Genomic DNA, 21,525 nt, shown 5'->3' with positions numbered 1-21,525 from the left:
CTTTCTCGAAAGAGGGTCGGCGCTGATTGCCCGATGCCGGGGGTCTTCTTCGCGATTATTTTCCGCTATTTTCCGCTATTTACCGCCGGCACGCCGGTGCCTGGGCCAGAGGGCGAGCGTGATCAGCGATCCGGCGATGGCCAGCAGCGCTCCCACACCGGCCAGCCAGGACGAGCTACTGTAGCCGACCTCCCGGTACGCGGGCGCGGGCAGGGGCGCGCCGCCGCTGTTGCGCGCGGCGCTGAAGATCACGTCCGAGCAGGAGTAGTAGGTGTCGGGCGTGTCGGAGTTCTGCCAGATCGTGTAGATCAGGTGGCGGCCGTTGCGGTCGGGCAGGCGGCCCTTGATGGCGTACGAGCCGTCGGTCAGCTTCGGGTCGGTGGCCTTGAGGAAGGGCTTGCGCTCCAGATCCGACCACTTCAGCGGCTTGGCGGGGTCGTAACCGGCCTTGGTGACGTACAGCCGGAAGGTGCCCTTGTGCGGGATCGTGCCCCGGTACTTGAACGTGAAGCGCGCCCCCGGCCGCAGCGTGGTGGCGGGCCAGTCGGCGCGGGCCAGGTCGAGGCCCTTGAAGGCGGGGATCCCGGCGCTGCACAGCCGGCCGTCCTGGATCACCTGGCGATCCCGGCCCGCGACATTGGCGACCCTGAGGTTGTCCCAGTCGCCGGGCAGCCCGGAGGAGCCCGCCCTGGCCGCGCGGCAGGCCGCCGACTTCGCCGTCTTCGGGCTCTCCGGCCCGCACGCCGCCGCCCTGCTGAGGGGGTTCTCCAGCGCCCCGTGCGCGCCCGCGGGCCCTGTGACCAGGGCCGTCGTCAGCAGGATTCCGGTGCTCAGTCCCATGATCCGGTGCCGCACGTGGCCTCCCTGTTCGTCCTGTACTTGAGGTACGGCCTCGGCTCCGCGCAGGTTCGGATCTTCGCCGGTTATCGGGTCAGCTCCAGGACGTCGGCCAGGTGCCGGACGGTGGGCAGGATGGGCAGCATCTCGTCCATCTCGCGTTCGGCCCACTCCCGGTGCCGGGGCTCGGCCTCCGGGTCGATGGCGACGCGCGACTGGACCAGCAGGAAGTTCACGCGGGTGGCCAGGGCCATCGAGAAGTCCGCGGGGCCGGTGATCCGGCCGGGGCCGCCCTCGTCCACGTACGCGTCGTAGAGCCCCCGCATCGCGTCCGGATCGCCGCCGAACCAGTCGAACATGGCCGAGGCCAGCTCGCGGGCGGGCGTGGCCGGGCCGACGTTGTCCCAGTCGACGACCACCAGCTCGCCGCCGGGGCCGGCCAGCACGTTGTCGGGGTGCAGGTCGCGGTGGCAGGTGATCAGGTCGGCGGGGTCGGCCGACGTGACCGCCGCGCACAGCTCGGGCAGCGTGGCCAGCCGTTCTCTGAGCGGCGCGGCCCACGTCGCCTCCGCCCGCGCGACCTCGGCCCATTCGTGCGGGGCGGGGACGCGGTCGTACCAGGAGGCCGGCGGCCCGCCGTCCGCCTCGCTCTTCATGGCGGGGGCGCAGCGGTGCAGGCGCGCGAGCAGCGTGCCGAGCTCGCCCGGCGTGGCCGGGGCCGACGGTGAGACCGGCCGCAGGTCCACCCAGTCGTAGAGACGCAGCCACGTGCCGCCGGGGGTCGTGACCAGATAGCGCCCTTCGCGGTCAGGGTGGGCGGCCGGCACGCGTACGCCCGCGTCGGCGGCCCGCCGCGCGAAGGCCAGCTCCGTCGCGATCAGCGCGCCGGACGCGGGTTCGGCGAAGGTCTCCTTCAGCGCGTATCGCTCGTGGCCCACCTCCAGCCGCCAGATCTGCCCCAGCGCGCCCCGCGGCCCGAGCGACGCCGTGACGTCCCCGTCCCACCCGAACGCCTCCCGCGCATAAGCGATCAGCCCCTCCACAAGAGGCAGTATCGGCGTCTATTCGCCGGCGGCGCCATAGGAAATCGCCCGGAACAGGAACGAGGCCCAGGACCGATAGGGGCGCCACGCCTCCGCCAGCCTGCGGTAGGAGGCGGGCGGCGTGTCCTCGGGCAGCCCGTACGCCTCACGCAGGATCCCGAACAGCCGCGGCTCGTCACCGGGGAACGCGTCCGGCGCGCCCGCCCCGCGAATCAGGATCAGCCCCGCCGAGAACGGCCCCACCCCGGGCAGGGCGCGCAGCTCGGCCAGGGCCTCCTCCGGGGCGAGCGAGCGCAGGTGCTCGGTGGTCAGGACGCCGTCGAGTGCCGCTCTGGCCAGCCCGCGCACCCACTCCTCCTTCTGCGCCGGCAGCCCGAGCGCGTCGGCCTCCAGTAGTGACACGGGCGGCGGGAAGGCCGCGAACGTGTGCCCGTCGACGGTTACCCGCGCGCCGTGGCGCTCCGCGATGCGCTGCTTGATCCTGGCGGCGATGAGCATCGAGGAGCGCTGCACGATCACCGCCCAGCAGGCCGCCTCCCACGGGCTCCAGAAGCACACGGGCCGCAGGCCGGGCGGTGGCGCTGCAGGTCACCGAGCACCGGGTCGGCCTCGCCCAGCTTGGCGAACCCGGCGCCGTCCACGTCGAGCGACAGGATCCGCGCCACCTCACCCCGGATCCCCGGGCCGGGGGCCCGCGTGGTGGTCACGGCGACCCCGCCGGGCGCGCCCGTCACGCTCACACCGAGCGGCAGCCAGTCGGACTCCGCGCAGTAGGCGAAACGCAACGTCTCTCCGTCGGACGGCAGCGTGCTCGTGGCCGGCCAGTCCTCCACGAAGCGCAGGGAGGCGCCGAAGTCGAACGGGCCCTCGGCGGTGAGCGTGAATCCGTGCGTGGTCATGCGCGCCATCGTAGGCGCCGCCTGCGACGACCCCGGCCGGGACGCCCGGACGCCGGGACGTCAGGGTGTGCTGCCGTGCAGGCGCATGAGGTGGCCGGTGATGTGGTCGCGGGCGGCGGCGGCCGCGCGGGCGGCGTAGGCCTCCGCGTCCTTGGGCGTGCTCTGCCGCAGCAGGGTCGCGTAGCCGTGCGTCATCGACAGGTGGACGTAGACGAACTCGACGGTGTCCGCCCACGAGGTGTCCTCGGGCAGGACGGCCGCGACCAGGTCCATCAGGGCGCTCGTCAGACGGCGGCTCTCCTCCTGGACGACCTCGTGGTACGGCCCCGAGAGGTCGTGGAAGTAGACGAGGTCGATGCCGGCCCGATGGTCGAGCACGTAGCGGGCATAGGCGCCCGCCGTCGCGGCCAGCCGGTCGACCGGATCGTCCCCCGCCTGTTCGGCCGCCGCCGCCAGCACGTCCGTGACCTCGGCGATGATGGCGGCCGCGCACGCCGCCAGCAGCGCCTCACGATCGGGAAAGTGCCGGTACGGCGCCGCCGACGACACCCCGGCCCGCGCGGCGACCTTGGCCACGGAGAAACCCGCGACCCCCGTCTCTGCCAGGAGCGCGATGCCCTCGCGAATCAACCCGGCGCGCAGGTCGCCGTGATGGTAGCCGCGCCGTGGCGCCGTGGAACTGCTCACACCGACCGATTCTCCCCGCTCTCGAATGTTAGAGTACTCTCACATTATGTAAGAGACCTCTCACATCGTAGGGAAACGCATCATGGAACAGCGAAGCCTCGGACGGCAGGGCCTGACGGTCTCGGCACTGGGATACGGCGCGATGGGGATCTCCCTGGCGTACGGGCCGTCGGATGAGAAAGAGGGGATCGCGACCATCCGCCGCGCCCACGACCTGGGCGTGACGTTCTTCGACACCGCCGAGCTCTACGGGCAGGGCGAGAACGAGCGGATCGTCGGCGCCGCCCTCGCACCCGTCCGTGACGAGGTGGTCATCGCCACCAAGTTCGGGTTCGACTTCACCGGCACCCGGGAGGGCGGCGTGGACAGCCGGCCCGAGCACATCCGCGAGGTCGTCGACAACAGCCTGCGCCTCCTGGGCGTGGACGTCATCGACGTCCTCTACCAGCACCGCGTCGACCCGCAGGTGCCGATCGAGGACGTGGCGGGGACGGTCAAGGAGTTCGTCGACGCCGGAAAGGTCCGCTATTTCGGGCTGAGCGAGGCGGGGCCGAACACCATCAGGCGCGCGCACGCCGTCCTGCCGGTGTCGGTGCTGCAGACGGAGTACTCGTTGTTCGAGCGGGAGGTCGAGAGTCTGCTGCCGGTCCTGCGCGAGCTCGGGATCGGGTTCGTGGCGTACTCGCCGCTCGGGCGCGGCTTCCTCACCGGCCAGGCCAAGCCCGGCGCCGAGTACGACCCCACCGACATGCGCACCTGGGACGCCCGCTTCCAGCCCGGCAACTACGAGCGGAACGTGGCGGCCACCGAGCGGCTCGCCGAGCTGGCGGCCGCCAAGGGTGCCACGGTCGCCCAGCTCGCCCTGGCCTGGCTGCTCGCCCAGGGTGACGACGTGGTCCCGATCCCCGGCACCCGCAGTGTCCGGCGGCTGGAGGAGAACGTCGGCGCCGCGGACCTCACGCTCGACGACGCCGACCTGAAGCACATCGCCGACATCCTGCCGAACGGCGGCTTCGGCGCTCGTTATCCGGAGAAGTTCGCTCCGGTCTGGGACTGAGCCCCGGTCTGGGACTGAGCCCCGGTCTGGGATTGGGCTCCGGTGTGGGACTGGGCGGCCCGGATGAACCAGTCGAGCACCGGGGCCAGGTTTTCCGGGGCCGGCCAGCCGTTGATGACGGCGAGCAGTTCGAGGTAGCGCTCCCTGCGGGGGTCGTTCGCGGCCTCCAGCCGGTCCAGGAACCGCCGCCGGAGGTCGGCGTCGTCCGGAAGGCCCAGGTGACGGGCATAGCGGGAGAACACGGCCGCGACGATCGAGGCGGCCTCGGCGGAGTCCGGGCCGACGCCCGCGGCCAACGCGGGTGCGGCGGCCCCCCGAGCCAGCGCGGCGGCGCCCTGCGACACGACCGGGGTTCTGGACCCGGAGGTCGCGTTCCGGCCGGTGCCGCCGGTGGCATGGCGGTCGTCGGCGTAATGGTGGGCCATTCTGTGCAGGGCGGCGCGGAAGCCGGGGTCGCCCGACAGCTCGGCCAGCTCCACCCAGGCCGTCACCTGCTCGGGCTCGGGGTCGTCGGGAAGCTCGGGGGTCAGCGAGCGCATGGCGCCCGCGAACGCCGGATCGGTGTCCAGCCCGTCGAACGCCGCGGCGAGAAAGTCGTCGATCAGGCGGTGACGCTCGTCCTCGGAGAGTCTGGCCAGTTTGTGCATGAGTTCCGTCTCCTCTGGGGTGGAGCCACGCCTGGCCACCGCCGTCAGCACCGCCCGTCGCAGCCGCAGGGTGCGGATCTGGACCTCCAGGGCCTCGGCGTGCGCGGCGGCGACGTGGGGGAGCGAGACCTCGCGGTCCACGACCCTGCGGATCGTGGGCAGGTCCAGCCCCAGGTCACGTAGCGTGCGCACGAGGTCGAGGCGGGCCACGGCGGTGATGTCGTACAGGCGGTAGCCGGCGGGGCTGCGGCCGGTGGGAGGCACGATGCCCTGATCGGCGTAGAACCGGATGGTCTTGACCGTCAGCCCGGTACGCCGGGCCAGGTCACCGATCGAGTAGAGCGTGTCCCCGTCCATGCCCCCACCTTCGCGTCTCCCCCTGATGGAGACTCAAGCCGTGTAGAACAGGGCCGGGTCGGCGGCCAGGGACGCCTTGACGGCGGCGCTCCATTCGTCCACGACGACCTCCATGCTGCCCGCCTCGATACCGTCGAGCGCGGCGCGGACCACGTCGCCGGGGTCGGTCTTGGCGCCTTCGTACCAGGCCATCATGTCGGTGTCGGCGGCGCCCAGGTGCAGGGCCGTGACCTGGGTGCCCTGGCCGCGCAGTTCGAGGCGGACGCCGTTCGTCAGGCTCCACGCGGCGGCCTTCGCGGCGCCGTACGCGTTGGCCCCGTCGGCCGAGAACCACGACAGCGCGGACAGGACGTTCAGAATCGCCCCGCCGCCGTTGGCGCCCAAAGCCGGGGCGAAGGCGCGGACCATGGACAGCGTGCCGTAGAAGTGGGTGTCCATCTCCAGCCGGATCTTGGCGAGGTCGCCCGTGACCAGGTTCGCGCCGGTGGAGATGCCGGCGTTGTTGACCAGGAGGGTGACGTCCTGGGCCGCCGCGGCCGCCGCCTCGACCGAGGCCGGGTCGGTGATGTCCAGCTCCAGCACCTCCACTCCGGGCAGGTCGACGCGCCGGGCGTCGCGGGCGGTGGCGTACACCTTCTTCGCGCCCCTCTCCAGCAACTGTTCGGCGAAATGGCGGCCGATGCCGCGGTTGGCACCGGTGACGAGGGCGGTGGAGCCGGAAATCTTCATGGGTCGCCTCCAGGCGATTGTCGGATGTCACTACGTTAAAACCTGACATTGACGTCAGAGGCAAACGATGTGAGCCGAATCACCCAAGGGGGAGTCATGCCGATCGCCTCCTGACGCCCCCGTGTGACGCATCGTCCGAAGGGTAGGGGGCGACTGGAAGGGGGATTTGTGATGAGCCGTATCGGACAGTGGCTGAAGAAGGCCGAGGACCTGGCCCGAGGGCACTCCAAGCAGGCGGACCAGGTGATCGACCGTGCCGAGCAGTTCGTGAAGGAGAAGACGGGGCATAAGTACGACGATCAGATCGGCAAGGGCGCCGACGCCGTACAGCGCCGGTATGGCGGGGGGCGTACGGAACGGCGACCTGAGACGCCACCGGCGGAGGGCAGGCCGCCGAAAGCCTGACCCTCAGCGGCGCGCCTCCTCCAGCACCCTCTCCGCGTCGCGCTCGAACGACGCCCTGGCTCCCAGCGTGACCAGGCCGCCGATGACCATGGGGATCACCAGGAGGTACATGCCGGACAGCAGGGAGCCGAGCTGATCCGAGGCGATGCCCACGACCAGCGGCCCGAACGCGCCGCCCGCCGTGATGAGCAGTTGCAGGACGGCGAAGCCGAGCCCGCGCGAGGCGGCCGGCACCACGTCCGCCAGGCAGGCCGTCATGTTGGGGATCGCGATCGACATCAGCGAGCAGGAGACCAGGACCAGCGCGGTCAGCCCGGCGATCGAGTCCATGGAGAGCGCGGCCGCCAGCACCAGAGAGCCGGCGGTGATGCCGCCGCCGCCCGCCAGCAGCCGGCCGCCCTTGCGGGTGCCGTGCCACTTCCTGCCCAGCCACGAGCCGACCAGGGTGCCGGTCAGCGTGCCGGCGATGGTGATCAGGCCGGCCAGCGAGCTGGCCGCGCCCACCCCGACGGCGAACTCGCGCACCATGAGCGTGGGCAGCCAGAAGAACACGCCGGCCAGGCCGAGGGTGAGGAAGGACAGCCCCACGCAGACGAAGACCAGCGTGGGGACGGATATCACCTGGCGGAACTGCTTCCCGAACGGCGGCTTGACCTCGGCTTTCCCGGCGGCGGGAGGTGTCTCGCCGCCGGCCACCAGCCGGTCCAGCTCGCCGCGCCGCGGCTCGCGCAGGAACCAGACGAGCACGGCCGTGAGCACGCCGGGGACGACCATGATGAGGAACGCCGTACGCCACGAGAACGCCTCGGCCAGCACCCCGCCGAGCAGGGTGCCGATACCGCCCAGGTACGTGGTGACGCGCGTGAGCCCGTACGCCTTCGCCCGGGTGGCCGGCGGATAGTAGTCGGCGAGCAGGCTGCCCGCGGCCGGGTTGTCGATGTTCTCGGCCGCCGCCAGCAGCACCCGCATCGCGTAGAAGATGGCGAAACCGGTGGCCAGGCCGGAGCCCAGCGTGGCCAGCGCCCAGAGGAAGACGACCACCGTGATGATGCGGGTCCGGCTGAACCGGTCCGCCAGATAGCCGGCGGGCAGGGACACGATGGCCGCGGCCAGGGCGGCGGCCGTCGGGATGGAGCCGGCGGCGGTGTCGTTGAAGCCCCATTCCTGCTGGATGAGCGGAAGCACCCCGGACAGGAGGTTGTGCTCGATCCGATCGACCAGTCCGACGATGAAGAGCACGACCAGCGGCGCCCAGCCGAATGGCGCGCGGGACCGCGCGTCGATGATGCCTGTGCGCGGCGAACCCAACGTCCCGACCATGCCCACCCTTTCGGTAGGGAGAATCTAGAATCGCGTTCTAGGGCATTGTTCTAGCCAGAGTGACAGAAGTCACAGCATTCGTAAATGGGAGATTGCCACGAAATTTCGTCTCATCGGCTCCGATACGGTGATCGCATGGTCAAGGGGGCACTGCTCGTCGCGGGCACCACGTCCGACGCGGGCAAGAGCGTGGTCACCGCCGGGATCTGCCGGTGGCTGGCCCGGCAGGGCGTCCGGGTGGCGCCGTACAAGGCCCAGAACATGTCGCTCAACTCGTACGTCACCGCCGACGGCGCCGAGATCGGCCGCGCCCAGGTCATGCAGGCCCAGGCGGCCGGCCTCGAACCGGTCGCCGACATGAACCCGATCCTGCTCAAGCCGGGCAGCGACCGCCGCAGCCAGGTCGTCCTCATGGGCCGGCCGGTCGCGGACGTGGACGCCATGGAGTACGGCGCGCTGAAGGATCTCCTGCGCGCCACGGCGCTGGAGGCGTTCGAGCGGCTCAGGAAGCGGTACGACGTGGTGGTGTGCGAGGGCGCGGGCAGCCCCGCCGAGATCAACCTGCGTCGTGGTGACATCGCGAACATGGGCCTGGCCAGGGCCGCGAACCTGCCGGTGATCGTGGTGGGCGACATCGACAGGGGCGGGGTGTTCGCCGCGTTCTACGGCACGGTGGGGCTGCTGGACGCCGCCGACCAATCCCACATTTCCGGATTTGTCGTGAACAAGTTCCGCGGTGCTCCCGAGCTGCTGGAACCGGGGCTCGACCAGCTCAGGCAGTTGACCGGGCGGGCGGTCTACGGGGTGCTGCCCTGGCTCGACGGGCTCTGGCTGGACGTCGAGGACTCGCTGGGCCTGGACAACCGGAGCGTCGTGATGGGCGCCCCGCACGGCCGGCAGACCCTGCGGGTGGCGGTCGCGAAGCTGCCGAGGATCTCGAACTTCACCGACCTCGACGCGCTCGCCGCCGAGCCGGGCGTCGTGGTGCGCTTCGTGACCGGCCCTGCCGAGCTGGACGACGCCGACCTGGTGGTGCTGCCGGGATCCCGGGCCACGGTCACCGACCTGGCGTGGCTACGCGAGAGCGGCCTGGCGGCGGCGATCCGCGAGCGGAAAGGGCCTGTCCTGGGCATCTGCGGCGGGTTCCAGATGCTCGGGCGCGAGATCGTGGACGAGGTCGAGTCGAAGGCGGGGCTGGTCGAGGGGCTGGGGATGCTGCCGGCGCGGGTCGAGTTCGTCCCGGAGAAGCGGCTGGGCAGGCCCGAGGGCGTGGCCTACGGGCAACCGGTGCGCGCGTACGAGATCCACCACGGGCTGACCACGGTGGACGGCGGCGAGCCGTTCCTCGACGGGTGCCGGGCCGGCGACGTGTGGGGCACGACGTGGCACGGCGCGCTGGAGAACGACGGCTTCCGCCGGGCCTTCCTGGCGGACGTGGCCGGGCGGGCGGGGCGGGACTTCGTACCCGCTCCTGACACGGACTTCGCCAGGCTGCGGGAGGCGCGGCTCGACGCGCTCGGCGACCTGGTCGAACGGCACCTCGACACCGGCGCGCTGCTGCGTCTTATCGAGCATGGCCCGCCGGCGGTGCCGTCCCTGCCGCCTGGCGCTGGGCGCTGATCCAGTCGTCGATCTGTTCCCAGTGGTCGTACAGCCAGCGGATGCGGTCTTCGCGGCGCCGGGGGATCTCGGAGGCGGGCACCCGCCACCATTTCGCGGTGATGCGCGCGCTGTAGGGGAGCTTGCGCCAGATGTCCCCCAGGGTGATGAGGTCGTCGAGGCCGGTGTGCGCCACGAAGATCACGTCCGCCGACGGGCAGCCCTCGATGGCCGTGATGGCGCCGTTCGGGCGGGGCGGGAGCAGGTGGTCCATGCCGCGCGCCCGCTCGGCCTCCTCGTCGAGCCCCTTCTCCTCCAGTCGCCGGATCGCGAGCCGGCGGCGGCGCGGCGTGAAGTTTCCGCCCTCGGGGAAGATCACCAGGGAGTCGCGATCGCCCATCGTCTGGGCGAGACGCTCGATCTCCTCGATGATCCGCCGCTGGCCGGACTTGCGGGGCACGAACGCGTTCGGCAGCCGGTTGATGATCACGTCCAGCGAGGGGTCGTACTGGAGCGCCGCCTTCATGACGATGCGGGGCCGCCGCCGGTAGCGCGCCAGCAGATGGTAGATCAGCAGGAACGAGTCGCCGGGGCCCGCGTGCCGGGACAGCACGATGACGGGCCGGGTCAGGCGCGCGCCCTGCTCCTCCTCGGTCGGCGCGGGCTCCTCGATCTCCACGGTCAGGCGGAAGATCCGGACCGCGGCCGCGTACACCTTCGTCAGAGCCCACTCGATCAGCGCGTAGTGCCGCTCCTGGCCGCGGGCCCCGCCCACCAGCCACAACCACAGGCAGGCGATCAGCACGGCCGACTCCAGCGTCAGCCACGACATGCCGAACCAGACGAACCGCGGCCCCTTACGCTGCGGCGGCGGCAGGCGCAGGGAGGCGGCGGCCGTGACGACGAGCCAGAGCGGCAGCGTCACGAGCATGAACGCGGTCACGACGATGACCAGCGGAGCGAGCACGAGCCGGCGCAGAATGCGTGGTGGAAGCAACACGGCCTCCCTCGGTGTCTGCTTTCATCCTCCACTGTTCCGCAGGTAGCGGGAAGACGCCTCGTAGGCCCGGTCGATGCAGGCCGAAATCTGTGACACGTCGCGGTAGCGCAGGTTCGAGAGCGGCTCGGTCACCCCGGCCGGCATGACGTGCACCTCGACGCCGGGCGGCAGCGTGGCCAGGTCCTCGGCGAACCGGTGCCGGCGGGCGATCTCGAACGCCACCAGCCCCACCTCCCAGAACCGCCGCGGCGGCGACAGGGGTCGTTCGACCCGGCCGACGTGCAGCACGTAGACCCGTTTGGCGCCCAGCCGCACGGCCCGCCCGATCGGAATGCTGTGCACCAGGCCGCCGTCGTAGAAGTGTTCCCCGCCGATCACCACGGGCGGCAGCAGCCCCGGCACCGCGCACGAGGCCAGCACCGCGTCGACCAGCGGCCCGCTGGTGAACCAGTGCGCCGCGGCCCGCTCGATCGAGGCCGCCACACACTGGAACGGCACCTCCAGCTCCTCGATCCGCTGGATCCGCACGGTCTCGGCCAGCAGCGCGCGGAGGGGTCCGACCGGGTGCAGGTGGGTGCCGGTCCTGGCCAGCGTGGACAGCCGCGCCACCCAGGACCCGGCGAAGGCCGTACGGACGACGTCGGAGCGCCACAACGCCGTGAGCCTCTCGACGGCCTCGTCGGGGGCGGCGGCGATGAGCGCCCCGTTGAGCGCCCCGACGGACGTGCCCACCACCAGGTCGGGCCGGACACCGGCCTCGTCGAGGGCCTGCAGCATGCCCACCTCGTGCGCGCCGAGCACGCCGCCGCCACCGAGCACGAACGCGGTCTCCACGCACTTCACCCTTCATCGCCGGATGCCTGGACACCATCATCCAGCCCGGGGATCCACCGGGGGGCTACGGAGCGCCAGGTTGCCCGCGCTCCTTTTCGGCGGCTTCGGCGAGGCGTTCCCTGAGCCTGCGGTCCTCGGCCTCGTGGGGGGAGGGGGTCCGGCTGCGCCTGTCATGCTTGAGCGCCAGCCGCACCGCCGCGTAGACGACCAGGAACAGCACCCCCAGCCAGATGATCGCTTCGACCACACCGATGTTCATACGCGCCCACCTCCCGTCGGAGGCCTCTGATCCTCCCATCCGCCGCCCATCCGGGACGACCACGTGCACCATGTGCCCTTCCGGCACCTGCCCGGTACATCGCCCAGAACGGCCGACCAACTGCGGCCGACGCGGCAGGTCACGCCAGGGGAATGGTGATCGAGACCGAGCCGATCACCGGTCGCCCTGCGGGTTCAATCGAGCCGATCACCGGCCGTGCTGCGGGTTCAACCGAGCCGATCACCGGCCGCGCCGTGGGTTCAATCGCTGACAGCCGCCAGCCGTACACCGAAGCCCACGATCACCACGCCGGTGAGCCGGTCGAGCACCCGTCGCACCACCGCCGACCGCAGGAAACCGCCCATCAGCGTGGCGAAGCCGATCAGCAGCGCGCTCCACACCAGCCCCTCGGCCACGTGCACCCCGGCCAGCAGCAACCCCATCAGCGCGTGCGGCGCCTCGTCGGGGATGAACGCCGGCAGCATGGCCACGTAGAACGCCCCCACCTTGGGGTTGAGCAGGTTCGTGACCAGGCCGCGGCGGAACCCGGTGCCGAACCGGACCTCCTGGCCCTCCGGCGCATCCTGCGGGCCGGACCTGGTCAGGAGCATGCGCAACCCCATCCAGATGAGGTACGCCGCCCCGGCCCAGCGCAGGATGTCGTACGCGAGCTGCGAGGCGGCCAGGAGCGCCGACAGGCCGGCCGCCGTGAGGATGCCCCAGACGAGCGTGCCGAGCTGGATGCCCAGCGTGACTCCCCACGCCGGGCGCCGGCCTGCCAGCAGCGATGTTCGCAGGATGAGGGCCGTGTCGAGGCCGGGGGTGAGCGTGAGCAGGGCGGCCACGGCGGCGAACGACCATATCGATCCGGCGATGTCCATGAAGGTCAGGGTATGAGGAGCAGCTTTCCTGTGGTGCGGCGGGCCGCCAGATCCTCGTGCGCCTGCCCCGCCTGGGCCAGGGGATAGCGGTGGGAGACGTTGATGGTCAGTTGCCCCGAGGAGATCCAGCCGAACAGGTCGGAGGCGCGCTGGAGGAGCTCGTCGCGTGCGGCGATGTAGTGCACGAGCGTGGGCCTGGTGAGGAAGATGGAGCCCTGCTTGTTGAGCGTCTGGGGGTCGATCGGGGGGACGGGGCCGCTGGCGGCGCCGTACAGGGCCATGAGGCCGCGGGGGCGCAACGCCTCCAGCCCGCCGTCGAACGTGGCCTTGCCGACACCGTCGTACACGACGTCGATCTTGCCGCTCAACGCCTGCGCGAAGTCGTCGTAACCCAGCACCTCGTCGGCGCCCGCCGCACGGGCCAGCTTCTCCTTCTCGCTGGTGGAGACCGTGGTGTAGACCTTGGCGCCCTTGAGCTTGGCGAGCTGGATGAGCAACTGGCCCATGCCGCCCGCTCCGGCGTGGACGAGCACCTGGTCGCCTTCGCGTACCTTGTAGGTGGAGTGGGTGAGGTAGTGGGCCGTCATGCCTTGCAGCATCGCCGCGGCCGCGACCTCGGCCGGCACACCCTCCGGCACCGGCACCACCCGATTGGCCGGAACTACGGCCTTCTCGGTGTAGCTCCCGAGCACACTGGCCCAGGCGACAACGTTCCCCACGGCGACGTCCCGCACCCCGGGACCGACGGCCGACACCGTCCCCGCCCCCTCGGAGCCGATGGTGGTGGGGAGGGGGAGCGGGTAGGCGCCGGAGCGGTGGTAGATGTCGATGAAGTTGACACCACTGGCGGCTACATCGACCACCACCTCGCCTTCGCCGGGTACGGGATCGGGACGCTCGACGTATTCGAGAACCTCTGGGCCGCCTTGGGCGGAGACGATGATGGCATGCATACCCCTAGTCAACCCCTCCCCCAACGCCCACCGCCACCCACCCCCCCTCGCACGACGCCAACAGGGTTGTCAGGTCATGCGGGCCAGGGCGCCTGCTTCCAGGGCGACCCAGATCGCTCCGTCGGGGCCCACCGTCAGCCCGTGCGGTTCGGCCTTTCGTTCGGTCGTCTCCCCTTCCGCGGGCGGTATGGGGGGAAGGGGGTGTTCAGAGATGGTGCCGTCGGTGGTGATGCGGCCGAGGCGGCCGATGCCCCATTCGGTGAACCAGAGGGCGCCGTCAGAGCCCGTGGTGATGGCGTGGGGGCGTGCGGCCCGGTTGGGGAGGGGATATTCGGTGATCTTTCCTGAGGTGTCGATGCGTCCGATCTGGCCCGCGCCGATCTCCACGAACCAGAGGGCGTCGTCCGGCCCCAGCGTGATGCCCACCGGCGCGGCGCCTTCCGTCGGGAGCGGATGGACGGTCACCTCGCCCGACAGCGAGATGCGTCCGATGGCGTTGCCCTGGTTGAGGGTGAACCAGAGGGCGTCGTCGGGGCCGCCCGTGATGAAGGCGACCATGCCGCCCTCCACCGGCACCTTGAATTCCGTCATCACCCCATCTGCCCCGATGCGTGCGATCGTTCCGGGCTGCATCTGGGTGACCCACATGGCCTCGTCAGGGCCTGCGGTGATCCCGTACGGGGTGGTCGCCGCGAAGGACGTCAGCCGGCCGTCGGTGGTGATGCGGCCGACCCGGTCACCCTTGAACTCCGTGAACCACATGGCACCGTCATGGCCCTGCGTGATCACCGTCGGGTCTCCGTCGGCGGGGTCGAGCTGGTGGATCACCGGCGCCTGACCGGGCACCATCCTGGCGACCCGCCCCTCATGGACGAGCGTGAACCACAGCGCCCCGTCCGGCCCGGTGGCAACGCCGTAGGGCGAGCCTTCGGCGATCATGGTCAACATAGGTGTCCCCCCGTTGGTGCTGGTTTCGGTCTGTGGCTGCTGGCTCGTCCCGGTGGAGTTGCCGGTCAACGGATGCGCCCCCTTGTCAGCTCGATCTCGGTCCCGCGGAAGCGCCTGGTGAGCGCGCGGTCGTGCGATACGACGACGAGCGCGCCGCGGTAGCCGTCCAGCGCCTGTTCCAGCTCTTCGGCGAGCACGGGTGAGAGGTGGTTCGTCGGTTCGTCGAGCAGCAGGAGGTCGTAGGGCCGGGCCAGCAGCGTGGCCAGCGCCAGCCGGCGCCGCTGGCCGACCGAGAGCGTGCCGACCTTCTGGTCGAGCGCCTGCGGCCGGAACAGGCCGGTCCGCAGCAGCGCCGCCCTGCGCTCGTCGGGGTAGCCGTCGCCGTTGTAGGCGGCCAGCACGGTCAGGTTCGGGTCGAACGTGACCTCCTGCTGGAGATGACCGACCTTGGTGGTGCGGGCGTGCTCGGCGATGGCCTGCAGCAGTGTGGACTTGCCCGCCCCGTTGGCTCCCCGGACCAGCAGTCGTTCACCGGCCCTGATCGTCAGCTCGCCGACCTGGAGACGATCGCCCACCCGTACATCGCGCAATTCCGCGAGCACCCGGCGGTCGGTGTCACCTGCCCGCCGGCCCTCCATCGTCATCGCACCGGAAGGGGAGTCGCTCGCCGGCCTCTGGCCTGGGGCCTCTCCTCCGGCGGCGGACGTGTTCGCCGACCTCCCATGCGAGGTTTCTGCGCGCGTTGTCATGGTGGAGGGTTCTGCGGCGGGCGCGCAGTCACTCTCCGTTCTCCTGCTCGGAGCTTCGGCTTCGGCCTTTGGCTCGCGCGAGGTCGAGGACTTCGGGAGGTCGGCTGTTGGTTTGCGCGAGGGCGAGGACTTCGGGAGGTCGGCTGTTGGTTTGCGCGAGGTCGAGGACTTCGGGAGGTCGGTTGTTGGTTTGCGCGAGGTCGAGGACTTCGGGAGGTCGGTTGTTGGCTCGCGCGAGGTCGAGGACTTCAAGAAGCCGGCTATTGCCTTGCGTGAGGTCGAGGGCTTCGGGGACGGGTGGGCGCTTTCGGGCGGAGCCGAATCTTTCCTGTCGGAGGGGGAGGGGTGTTGCCCGTCGCTCTTGAGCTCTGGCTCGGAGGGCTCGTCTTCGGTGAACGTGCCGTGGAAGCGTAGGGGGTCGGGTGGGCGTGGCACCGGGTCGGCTTCCAAGCGGCGCAACCGTTCGTGGGCGTTGCGAACGCGGCTGGCCACTGAGCTCTGCACCCGGCCGGCGTTGCGGTCGTAGGCCATCTTGTTGTTGTCGCGCATGACACGCCCGGCGGCGACCCGGTGGGCGGTGGTGGCCGCGTGTTCGCGCACCTGCCGGATCTCTTCGCGCCACTCCGCGTACGCCTGCTCCCAGCGCGCCCTGGCCGCCGCCTTGGCCGCCAGGAAGCCCGTGTAGCCGCCGCCGAAGCGGGTGATGGTGCCCTGCTCGACCTCGAGGATCGTCGTGGCCACCCGGTCGAGGAAGACGCGGTCGTGCGACACCACGGCCACCGCGCCCCGGTGCTCGCGCAGGCGGTCTTCGAGCCAGGTGAGCGCCGACTCGTCGAGGTGGTTGGTGGGCTCGTCGAGCAGCAGCGCCCGGGGTGCGGCGGCCAGCACGCAGGCCAGGCCCAGTCGCGCCCGCTCCCCGCCCGACAGGCTCGACAGCGGCCGGTCGCGGCCCACGTGGGCCAGGCCCAGGCCGTGGAACGCCTTGTCCACCCGCGCGTCCGCCTCATAGCCGCCGCGCAGTTCGTAGGCCGTCAGCAGGTCGCCGTATTCGTCCATGACCTCGTCGGTCAGTGCCGACTCCAGCTCGCGCATCCGGCGCTCCATGGCGCGCAGGCCGGCCAGGGCGGCGTCGATCGCCTGCTGGACGGTGTGCTCGGGCGGCAGGCCGAGAGTCTGCCCCAGGTAGCCGAAGTCGTCGGGCATGCGCACCTCGCCGTCGTCGGGCCGCTCGACCCCGGCCAGCAGGCGGAGCAGCGTGGACTTGCCCGAGCCGTTCTCGCCGACGATGCCCGCGCGTTCGCCCGGACCCACGGACATGGAGACGTCGGTGAGGACGGCGCGTTCGCCGTACGTTTTGGAAACCTTGCGGAGGCTGAACAGGATGGAACTCCAATCGCAACTGTTGTAGCGTTAGATTGCCACAGGATCGGGGCTAATGCAACTGGAGTAGTTTTTGGAGTCTCACAAGCGCCCGGGAGGGCGGAGCGCGCGGGTCAGGGACGCCGTGCGGCAGGCCACGCTGGCCGAGCTGGTCGAAGGGGGCTATTCGGGCCTGACGGTGGAGAACGTGGCCGAGCGGTCGGGGGTGCACAAGACGACGGTGTATCGGCGGTGGGGTGGCGTCGAAGGGCTGATCTCCGACGCTCTGGAGCTGGCGAGCGATGAGCCGTGGCCCATCCCCGACACCGGGTCGATCGAGGGGGATCTGCGGGGGATCGTTCAGCTTGTACGGAGTGGGTTCGATGATCCGGAGCTGGGGCCGGTGTCGTCGGCGTTCGTCGCGGCCGCCGTACAGAATCCGGCCGCCGCGAAGGCGCTGCACGAGTTCTTCATGGCCCGGCACGATCAGTCGGCCGAGGTGGTGCGGCGGGCGATCGGGCGGGGTGAGCTGCCCGATGTCGTGGACGTCAGAGAGGTGATCCGGGTGGCGGTCGCGCCGATCTACTACCGGTTGTTCGTGGCGCACGAGCCGGTGACCGAACAGGACGCCGACCGCGCCGCCGACGCCGCCCTGGCCGCAGCCCGCGCCGGGGTGCTGTAGGACGACAGTGGCGCCGACCTGCGGGCATACCAGGCTGTGCTGTTGACGGCTTGGCGAGCGGGTGGGGATGGTGCCGCTGGTGCCGGTGGTCAGGCGGGTCGAGAAGGCAAGGGTGCGAAGGGGCGGGGAAAGTCAGGGTTCCTTCCGGCCGCGGAGTTCGAAGTCGTCGAACGTCGTCTTCAGCAGCGACGTACTGTCCTTGGCCGTACGCGCGAACACCCCCACGAACCCGTTCTTGAGCCCGTTGGGATCCTCGACCTCCTGCACCCGCTCGTCGTTCACCCACATCGTCAACCGCACCCCCGCCCCCACCTGCTCGCACGACGCCACCACGCGCGCCGACTTCCCGGTCCCCAGCCCGTTCACCTGTACGGGCTGAGCCAGCGTCCCCCCGGCCCCGTCCGTGATCCGCCGGATCCTGGCCTTGCCCGTCGTGTCCAGCCCGAACTCGTAATAGCTCTTCTCATTGTCGGTGCTGTGACAGTAGACGCCATATTCCCCGGCCCCGGCGGACTTCTTCACCTGGGCGGTGACGGCGACCACGACCGACGCGGGCAGCATCGGCGTCGTCGTGGCGGACGGGTCGGGCGTGGTCGTCGGCGTGGCGACGAGGAAGGGGATGGGCGCCTTGGCCGTACGTTCTTCGTATTCGTCGTCCACGTCCAGCCCGTACGTCCCGTCCGTACGGTATCCGTAGCTGGCCGTGTCTTCCGCGTCGTAGACGCCGTTCCAGCCACCGGAGGTCTGCGTGAAGTCCTCGCGGTAGAGAACGTTCATGTCGTCGGGCGGGCCGCCCGACGCGAGCAGGGCGTAGGCGGTCACGCCCCCGCCCACCAGGACGGCCGCGGCCACCGCGAGCCCCGCGTACAGCCTGCCCCGGTGCGGCTTCCTGGGCGGAACGGCCGTGTAGGACTGCTGCCACGTCACCTGCGCGGTCTGCGCCGCCTGCTCCGGCGCCGCCGACCGCCCCACCAGGTGGTCGAGCAGTTGCTGGGCGGTCGGCCGGGCGGCGGGATTCTTGTCCAGCGCCGCCCCGACCAGCTCGCGCAGCCCGGGTTCGACGGCGTCGAGGTTCGGCTGGCCGTTGAGCACCTGGTAGACGATCGCCGGCAGCGTGTCGCCGCCGAACGGCGCCCGCCCGCTGGCCGCGAACGCGATCAGGCAGCCCCACGAGAACACGTCGCACGCGGGGGAGACCGGCTCGCCCCGCAGCACCTCGGGCGCCATGTAGCGCGGCGTGCCGACCAGCTCACCGGTGCCCGTGACGCCGCCGAGCGTGTCGAGCGCCCGCGCGATGCCGAAGTCGATCACTCGCGGCCCGACGGGTGACAGCAGCACGTTGGACGGCTTGAGGTCCCTGTGCACCACCCCGGCCCCGTGGATGGCGGTGAGCGCGGTCGCCACGCTGACGGCCAGCGCGTCGAGGCTGGAGCCGCGCAGGGGCCCGGACCGGCGTACGGCCTCGTCGAGGTTGGGCCCCGGCACGTATTCGGTCACCACGTAGAGCTGGTCGCCGTCGAGCGCGGCCTCGAGCACGGCGGCGGTGCAGAACCTGCGCACCCGCCGCGCCGCGTCCGCCTCCCTGCGAAAGCGCATGCGGAACTGCTCGTGCTGGCTGAGCTCCGCGTTGATCACCTTGACGGCGACCCGCTGCCCAGCGGCATCCTCGGCGAGATGGACCGTGCCCATCCCGCCTCGCCCCAGCACGCTCAGCAACCTGTAGCGCCCGATGTGGGAGGTTTCACCGCTCACGGCGCGCTAGCTTACCGACACAGGACCGGTCGCCGCAGAATTGCGGTCAGCGGTTTCTGCCTGACCGACGGATGGCTTCGACGATCAGCCAGGCGTTGGTGGACGGGTTTCCACCCTTGCGATTGGGCTCGCAGTGCTCTGGGTCCGCTCGTCGGGCACGTTCTCCCGCGATCTCGTGGTTGGTGAAGGGGAAGTCTCGCCCGAGGTGTTTGTCGTAGCCCTTCATGTGTTTCTTGAGTCGCTGCCGCACTCTTTCCTGGTCGCAGGGGGCGGCGCAGTCCTCGAAGTGGTAGAGGATCCACAGTTCGAAGCAGGGCATGGAGACCACGAGGTTGACGTGTCCTCTGCGTGCCTCGACCACGGCCTGGTCGAGAGTCTTGTGCTGGTCAACGTCCACGACGCACCACACCTCGTCGTAAGCGATGTTGGCGTCCCGCTGCGAGCGAGCCTCGCGGTCCTTCTTGTCACGCTCGCGAATGGCGTATCCGACGATGGCCGCTGGATCGCGCCCGAGACCGATCACCTTGCAATTGCGGATCTCCACGGGGAGAGAACGGAAGTGGTCGCGAACGCCTTCGAAGTATTCGACCTCCGTGACGGCTCCCTCGCAAACGACGAGTATGCGCTTCTTGGGAGAACGGCGGCCTGTGGGACGGTCGAGACGCGGGGGGCTACGCCGGGGGGCTCATGGCTTTCTGCGGGTCCTTTTCAGGAAGATCTCGCGAATGCTCTCGAAATTTAGGTAGGGCACCGCTCCATAGCGTCCCTGCAGGTAGCCCCGCTCGATGTTCTCGTCACGCCGGGTGTGGAACTCGGCGAGCGAGTAGAGGCCGGTGGCGCCGGAGTCGTCCTTTTCGGTGAACCACACCTCGTCTCTGGCCAGGATCTCCTCTTCGAGAAGGGAGCCGAGCAGTGTCGTGTCGTGGGAGGCGAAGACGAGTTGCGCGTTCATCAGGTTGATGTCGGCGTCCTTGAACATCCGGATCAATGTCGAGCTCAGCAGCGGGTGCAGACTTGAGTCGATCTCGTCCGCGGCCAGGGCCCCGCCGATATAGAGGATGCTCAGGGTGTGTCCCAGCAAAGAGAGCCAGGCCCTGGTGCCGGCGCTCTCCTCCTCCAGGCTGAGTGATGGCACCCCTCCTGGCCGCCGCAGGACCACTTCCTCCTGCGCCCCCGTTTCCACGAGTTCGGCCCGCTCGACGCCCAGGTCCGCGATTCGCAGCAGAGCGTTCAGATCCTCTGTCAGAGCGTGATCGCGCAACAAGATCTTGATGAGGTCGAGGCGGCGGTTCTCGTGTCGCTCGCCGTACTCGACGAAGGCGAGCTTGACGGTCAGGAGCTCGTAAATGCCCGCGAGCAACGGGTGATTGTTGGATGCCGCACACGAGAGGTAGAGCGAGTTCGGCCGGGTGAGTTTGCGTATGCGTGCCGTTTCTCCGGCCAGCCCGCGTCCGAAGGACATGTCGGCGGGACCGCTGCGTTCGAAGAGCCTTTTCGTGCGGCCCCGGGGAAAGGTGTTGAGCCATTCGCCGAGCACCGCCGTGTCGTCCACTTCGAATCCGTACGAATAACGGACGCCTTCGTGGAGGAAGTCGACCTCGAAGAACGACGGCGTTTCCCGCCCGGTCTCGGAGAGCTTGAAGGGCTGCCTGGGAACTCCGCCGGCCGGATCCCACTGGGTGTGGGACCGCCTGACCGCCTCGGACATCCACCGCAGGGCGTCCAGAACATTGGACTTCCCCGACGCGTTGGCGCCATAGATTCCGGCTACACGAAGCGGTTGTGTCCGATTTGCTTCCCCCCGGCGTGGCACGGCTGTCAGGGAGAGTGTCTGCTCGTCACGGATCGACCGATGGTTGGCGACCCTGAAGCGCAGCAACACGATCTTCTCCCTCTGCCGAAACAACACCGACCATACAGTTTCAGGACTCCTCCCGAGGATTTTCCCCGCAGTCGCCCTCGTAAGCGCATATCTGGAGCAGTGACGGCAGTCCTTCCGACACGACGAGGACGCGGCAGCCCGCCGCTCTGGCCGCCGCGATGCCCGTCGGGCTGTCCTCGACGGCCACGCAGCGCGCCGGGGTCGCGCCCAATCGCCGGGCCGCCTCCAGGTACGGGTCCGGCCACGGCTTCCCCCGGGCCGTGTCCTCGTTGGCGATCACCAGGTCGAACGTGTGCCCCAGCCGTGGCAGCACCAGGTCCACGATGCTCTGCGGCGAGGCGCTGACCAGGGCCGTCGGGATGGTGGTGGCGGCCAGGCCGGACAGGAGCTCCAGCGCCCCCGGCATGATCGTCAGGTCCCGTCCGATGAGGTCGGCGAAGGCGGCGGTGAGGGGCCGGGCCGTGCCGGGCGCGCCCAGGTAGGCGGCCACGTCCTCGACCGTGCGCCCATGGACGTGCGGAGCGTCGGCCGGGGACAGCGGCCGCCCGAGGGACGCGGCGACGGAGGCGGCCGCCTGCCACCAGAGCCCCTCGGTGTCGACGAGCGTGCCGTCCATGTCCAGGAAGACGGCGTCAGGAACCACCGC

Annotated in this window: 23 protein-coding genes; 4 read left to right on the top strand and 19 right to left on the bottom strand. The window is 70.4% G+C overall.

Features of this window, described 5'->3' with window-relative positions:
* Nucleotides 1-75: 75 nt before the first annotated feature.
* From C4V41_RS23480 to C4V41_RS23465, 5 genes are all read right to left on the bottom strand, one after another.
* Nucleotides 76-855 (bottom strand): lytic polysaccharide monooxygenase auxiliary activity family 9 protein, encoded by a 780-nt coding sequence (locus tag C4V41_RS23480; RefSeq protein WP_200824163.1) that lies wholly within the window; start codon nucleotides 853-855, stop codon nucleotides 76-78.
* Between the two features lie 68 nt (nucleotides 856-923).
* Complete coding sequence (locus tag C4V41_RS23475) at nucleotides 924-1,880, bottom strand: phosphotransferase enzyme family protein (RefSeq protein ID WP_103958080.1); 957 nt, start codon at nucleotides 1,878-1,880, stop codon at nucleotides 924-926.
* An 18-nt stretch (nucleotides 1,881-1,898) separates the two neighbouring features.
* The gene (locus C4V41_RS63125) at nucleotides 1,899-2,438 is read right to left on the bottom strand and encodes a DNA-3-methyladenine glycosylase family protein (protein WP_200824162.1); all 540 of its coding nucleotides are present in this window, start codon (nucleotides 2,436-2,438) and stop codon (nucleotides 1,899-1,901) included.
* Nucleotides 2,396-2,779, bottom strand: a complete 384-nt coding sequence (locus tag C4V41_RS63120) for a hypothetical protein (protein WP_200824161.1) — start codon at nucleotides 2,777-2,779, stop codon at nucleotides 2,396-2,398. The genes C4V41_RS63125 and C4V41_RS63120 overlap by 43 nt, the downstream gene beginning before the upstream one ends.
* 60 nt (nucleotides 2,780-2,839) lie before the next feature.
* Nucleotides 2,840-3,466, bottom strand: a complete 627-nt coding sequence (locus C4V41_RS23465; protein WP_160150366.1) for a TetR/AcrR family transcriptional regulator — start codon at nucleotides 3,464-3,466, stop codon at nucleotides 2,840-2,842.
* Nucleotides 3,467-3,548: 82 nt separating this feature from the next.
* Between C4V41_RS23465 and C4V41_RS23460 the strand changes: the two genes are divergently transcribed.
* Entirely contained in the window at nucleotides 3,549-4,523 is a 975-nt protein-coding gene (locus C4V41_RS23460; RefSeq protein WP_103958078.1) for an aldo/keto reductase, read from the top strand.
* On the opposite strand, the gene C4V41_RS23455 is transcribed toward C4V41_RS23460, so the two are convergent.
* Together C4V41_RS23455 and C4V41_RS23450 are read right to left on the bottom strand one after the other, a co-directional pair.
* Nucleotides 4,490-5,527, bottom strand: coding sequence for a MerR family transcriptional regulator (locus C4V41_RS23455; protein ID WP_103958077.1), 1,038 nt, complete (start codon nucleotides 5,525-5,527; stop codon nucleotides 4,490-4,492). The two genes, C4V41_RS23460 and C4V41_RS23455, sit on opposite strands and share 34 nt — an antisense overlap.
* 33 nt (nucleotides 5,528-5,560) lie before the next feature.
* Nucleotides 5,561-6,256: an SDR family oxidoreductase gene (locus C4V41_RS23450; RefSeq protein WP_103958076.1), complete on the bottom strand. Its 696-nt coding sequence runs from the start codon at nucleotides 6,254-6,256 to the stop codon at nucleotides 5,561-5,563.
* 171 nt (nucleotides 6,257-6,427) lie between these two features.
* Here C4V41_RS23450 and C4V41_RS23445 point away from each other — a divergent pair, with 171 nt between their 5' ends.
* Nucleotides 6,428-6,661 (top strand): antitoxin, encoded by a 234-nt coding sequence (locus C4V41_RS23445; protein WP_103958075.1) that lies wholly within the window; start codon nucleotides 6,428-6,430, stop codon nucleotides 6,659-6,661.
* A gap of 3 nt (nucleotides 6,662-6,664) precedes the next feature.
* Here C4V41_RS23445 and C4V41_RS23440 read toward each other — a convergent pair whose 3' ends face one another.
* Nucleotides 6,665-7,981, bottom strand: coding sequence for an MFS transporter (locus C4V41_RS23440; protein ID WP_103958074.1), 1,317 nt, complete (start codon nucleotides 7,979-7,981; stop codon nucleotides 6,665-6,667).
* 135 nt (nucleotides 7,982-8,116) lie between these two features.
* Between C4V41_RS23440 and C4V41_RS23435 the strand changes: the two genes are divergently transcribed.
* Entirely contained in the window at nucleotides 8,117-9,601 is a 1,485-nt protein-coding gene (locus C4V41_RS23435) for a cobyric acid synthase (RefSeq protein ID WP_103958073.1), read from the top strand.
* Here the strand turns inward: C4V41_RS23435 and C4V41_RS23430 are convergent.
* From C4V41_RS23430 to C4V41_RS64320, 7 genes are all read right to left on the bottom strand, one after another.
* Nucleotides 9,546-10,577, bottom strand: a complete 1,032-nt coding sequence (locus C4V41_RS23430; protein ID WP_103958368.1) for a 1-acyl-sn-glycerol-3-phosphate acyltransferase — start codon at nucleotides 10,575-10,577, stop codon at nucleotides 9,546-9,548. The two genes, C4V41_RS23435 and C4V41_RS23430, sit on opposite strands and share 56 nt — an antisense overlap.
* 24 nt (nucleotides 10,578-10,601) lie before the next feature.
* On the bottom strand, nucleotides 10,602-11,414 hold the full coding sequence (locus C4V41_RS23425) for a patatin-like phospholipase family protein (RefSeq protein WP_103958072.1): 813 nt from the start codon (nucleotides 11,412-11,414) through the stop codon (nucleotides 10,602-10,604).
* A 64-nt stretch (nucleotides 11,415-11,478) separates the two neighbouring features.
* The gene (locus tag C4V41_RS23420) at nucleotides 11,479-11,673 is read right to left on the bottom strand and encodes a hypothetical protein (RefSeq protein ID WP_103958071.1); all 195 of its coding nucleotides are present in this window, start codon (nucleotides 11,671-11,673) and stop codon (nucleotides 11,479-11,481) included.
* Nucleotides 11,674-11,933: 260 nt separating this feature from the next.
* Nucleotides 11,934-12,554 (bottom strand): LysE family translocator, encoded by a 621-nt coding sequence (locus C4V41_RS23415; RefSeq protein ID WP_103958070.1) that lies wholly within the window; start codon nucleotides 12,552-12,554, stop codon nucleotides 11,934-11,936.
* Between the two features lie 5 nt (nucleotides 12,555-12,559).
* On the bottom strand, nucleotides 12,560-13,507 hold the full coding sequence (locus C4V41_RS23410; protein ID WP_103958069.1) for a quinone oxidoreductase family protein: 948 nt from the start codon (nucleotides 13,505-13,507) through the stop codon (nucleotides 12,560-12,562).
* A 69-nt stretch (nucleotides 13,508-13,576) separates the two neighbouring features.
* Nucleotides 13,577-14,455 carry a Vgb family protein gene (locus C4V41_RS23405; RefSeq protein ID WP_103958068.1) on the bottom strand — a complete coding sequence of 293 codons (879 nt, stop codon included), beginning with the start codon at nucleotides 14,453-14,455 and terminating at the stop codon, nucleotides 13,577-13,579.
* Between the two features lie 65 nt (nucleotides 14,456-14,520).
* Entirely contained in the window at nucleotides 14,521-16,584 is a 2,064-nt protein-coding gene (locus C4V41_RS64320) for an ABC-F family ATP-binding cassette domain-containing protein (RefSeq protein ID WP_268808648.1), read from the bottom strand.
* Nucleotides 16,585-16,657: 73 nt separating this feature from the next.
* On the opposite strand from C4V41_RS64320, the gene C4V41_RS23390 reads away from it, so the two are divergent.
* Nucleotides 16,658-17,245: a TetR/AcrR family transcriptional regulator gene (locus tag C4V41_RS23390; protein ID WP_103958067.1), complete on the top strand. Its 588-nt coding sequence runs from the start codon at nucleotides 16,658-16,660 to the stop codon at nucleotides 17,243-17,245.
* A 132-nt stretch (nucleotides 17,246-17,377) separates the two neighbouring features.
* Here C4V41_RS23390 and C4V41_RS23380 read toward each other — a convergent pair whose 3' ends face one another.
* The 4 genes from C4V41_RS23380 to C4V41_RS23365 form a co-directional block, all read right to left on the bottom strand.
* Nucleotides 17,378-18,997, bottom strand: coding sequence for a serine/threonine-protein kinase (locus C4V41_RS23380; RefSeq protein WP_235030335.1), 1,620 nt, complete (start codon nucleotides 18,995-18,997; stop codon nucleotides 17,378-17,380).
* A 46-nt stretch (nucleotides 18,998-19,043) separates the two neighbouring features.
* Nucleotides 19,044-19,619, bottom strand: a complete 576-nt coding sequence (locus C4V41_RS23375; protein WP_103958065.1) for an RloB family protein — start codon at nucleotides 19,617-19,619, stop codon at nucleotides 19,044-19,046.
* Nucleotides 19,620-19,682: 63 nt separating this feature from the next.
* On the bottom strand, nucleotides 19,683-20,879 hold the full coding sequence (locus C4V41_RS23370; protein ID WP_103958366.1) for an AAA family ATPase: 1,197 nt from the start codon (nucleotides 20,877-20,879) through the stop codon (nucleotides 19,683-19,685).
* A gap of 40 nt (nucleotides 20,880-20,919) precedes the next feature.
* Nucleotides 20,920-21,522 (bottom strand): HAD family hydrolase, encoded by a 603-nt coding sequence (locus C4V41_RS23365; RefSeq protein WP_235030334.1) that lies wholly within the window; start codon nucleotides 21,520-21,522, stop codon nucleotides 20,920-20,922.
* Nucleotides 21,523-21,525: the final 3 nt, after the last annotated feature.

Origin of the sequence: Nonomuraea solani (assembly GCF_900108335.1) — a bacterium.
GTDB lineage: Bacteria > Actinomycetota > Actinomycetes > Streptosporangiales > Streptosporangiaceae > Nonomuraea > Nonomuraea solani.
The sequence above is the reverse complement of the archived record's forward strand: the minus strand, read 5'-3'. Positions and strand labels throughout refer to the sequence as shown.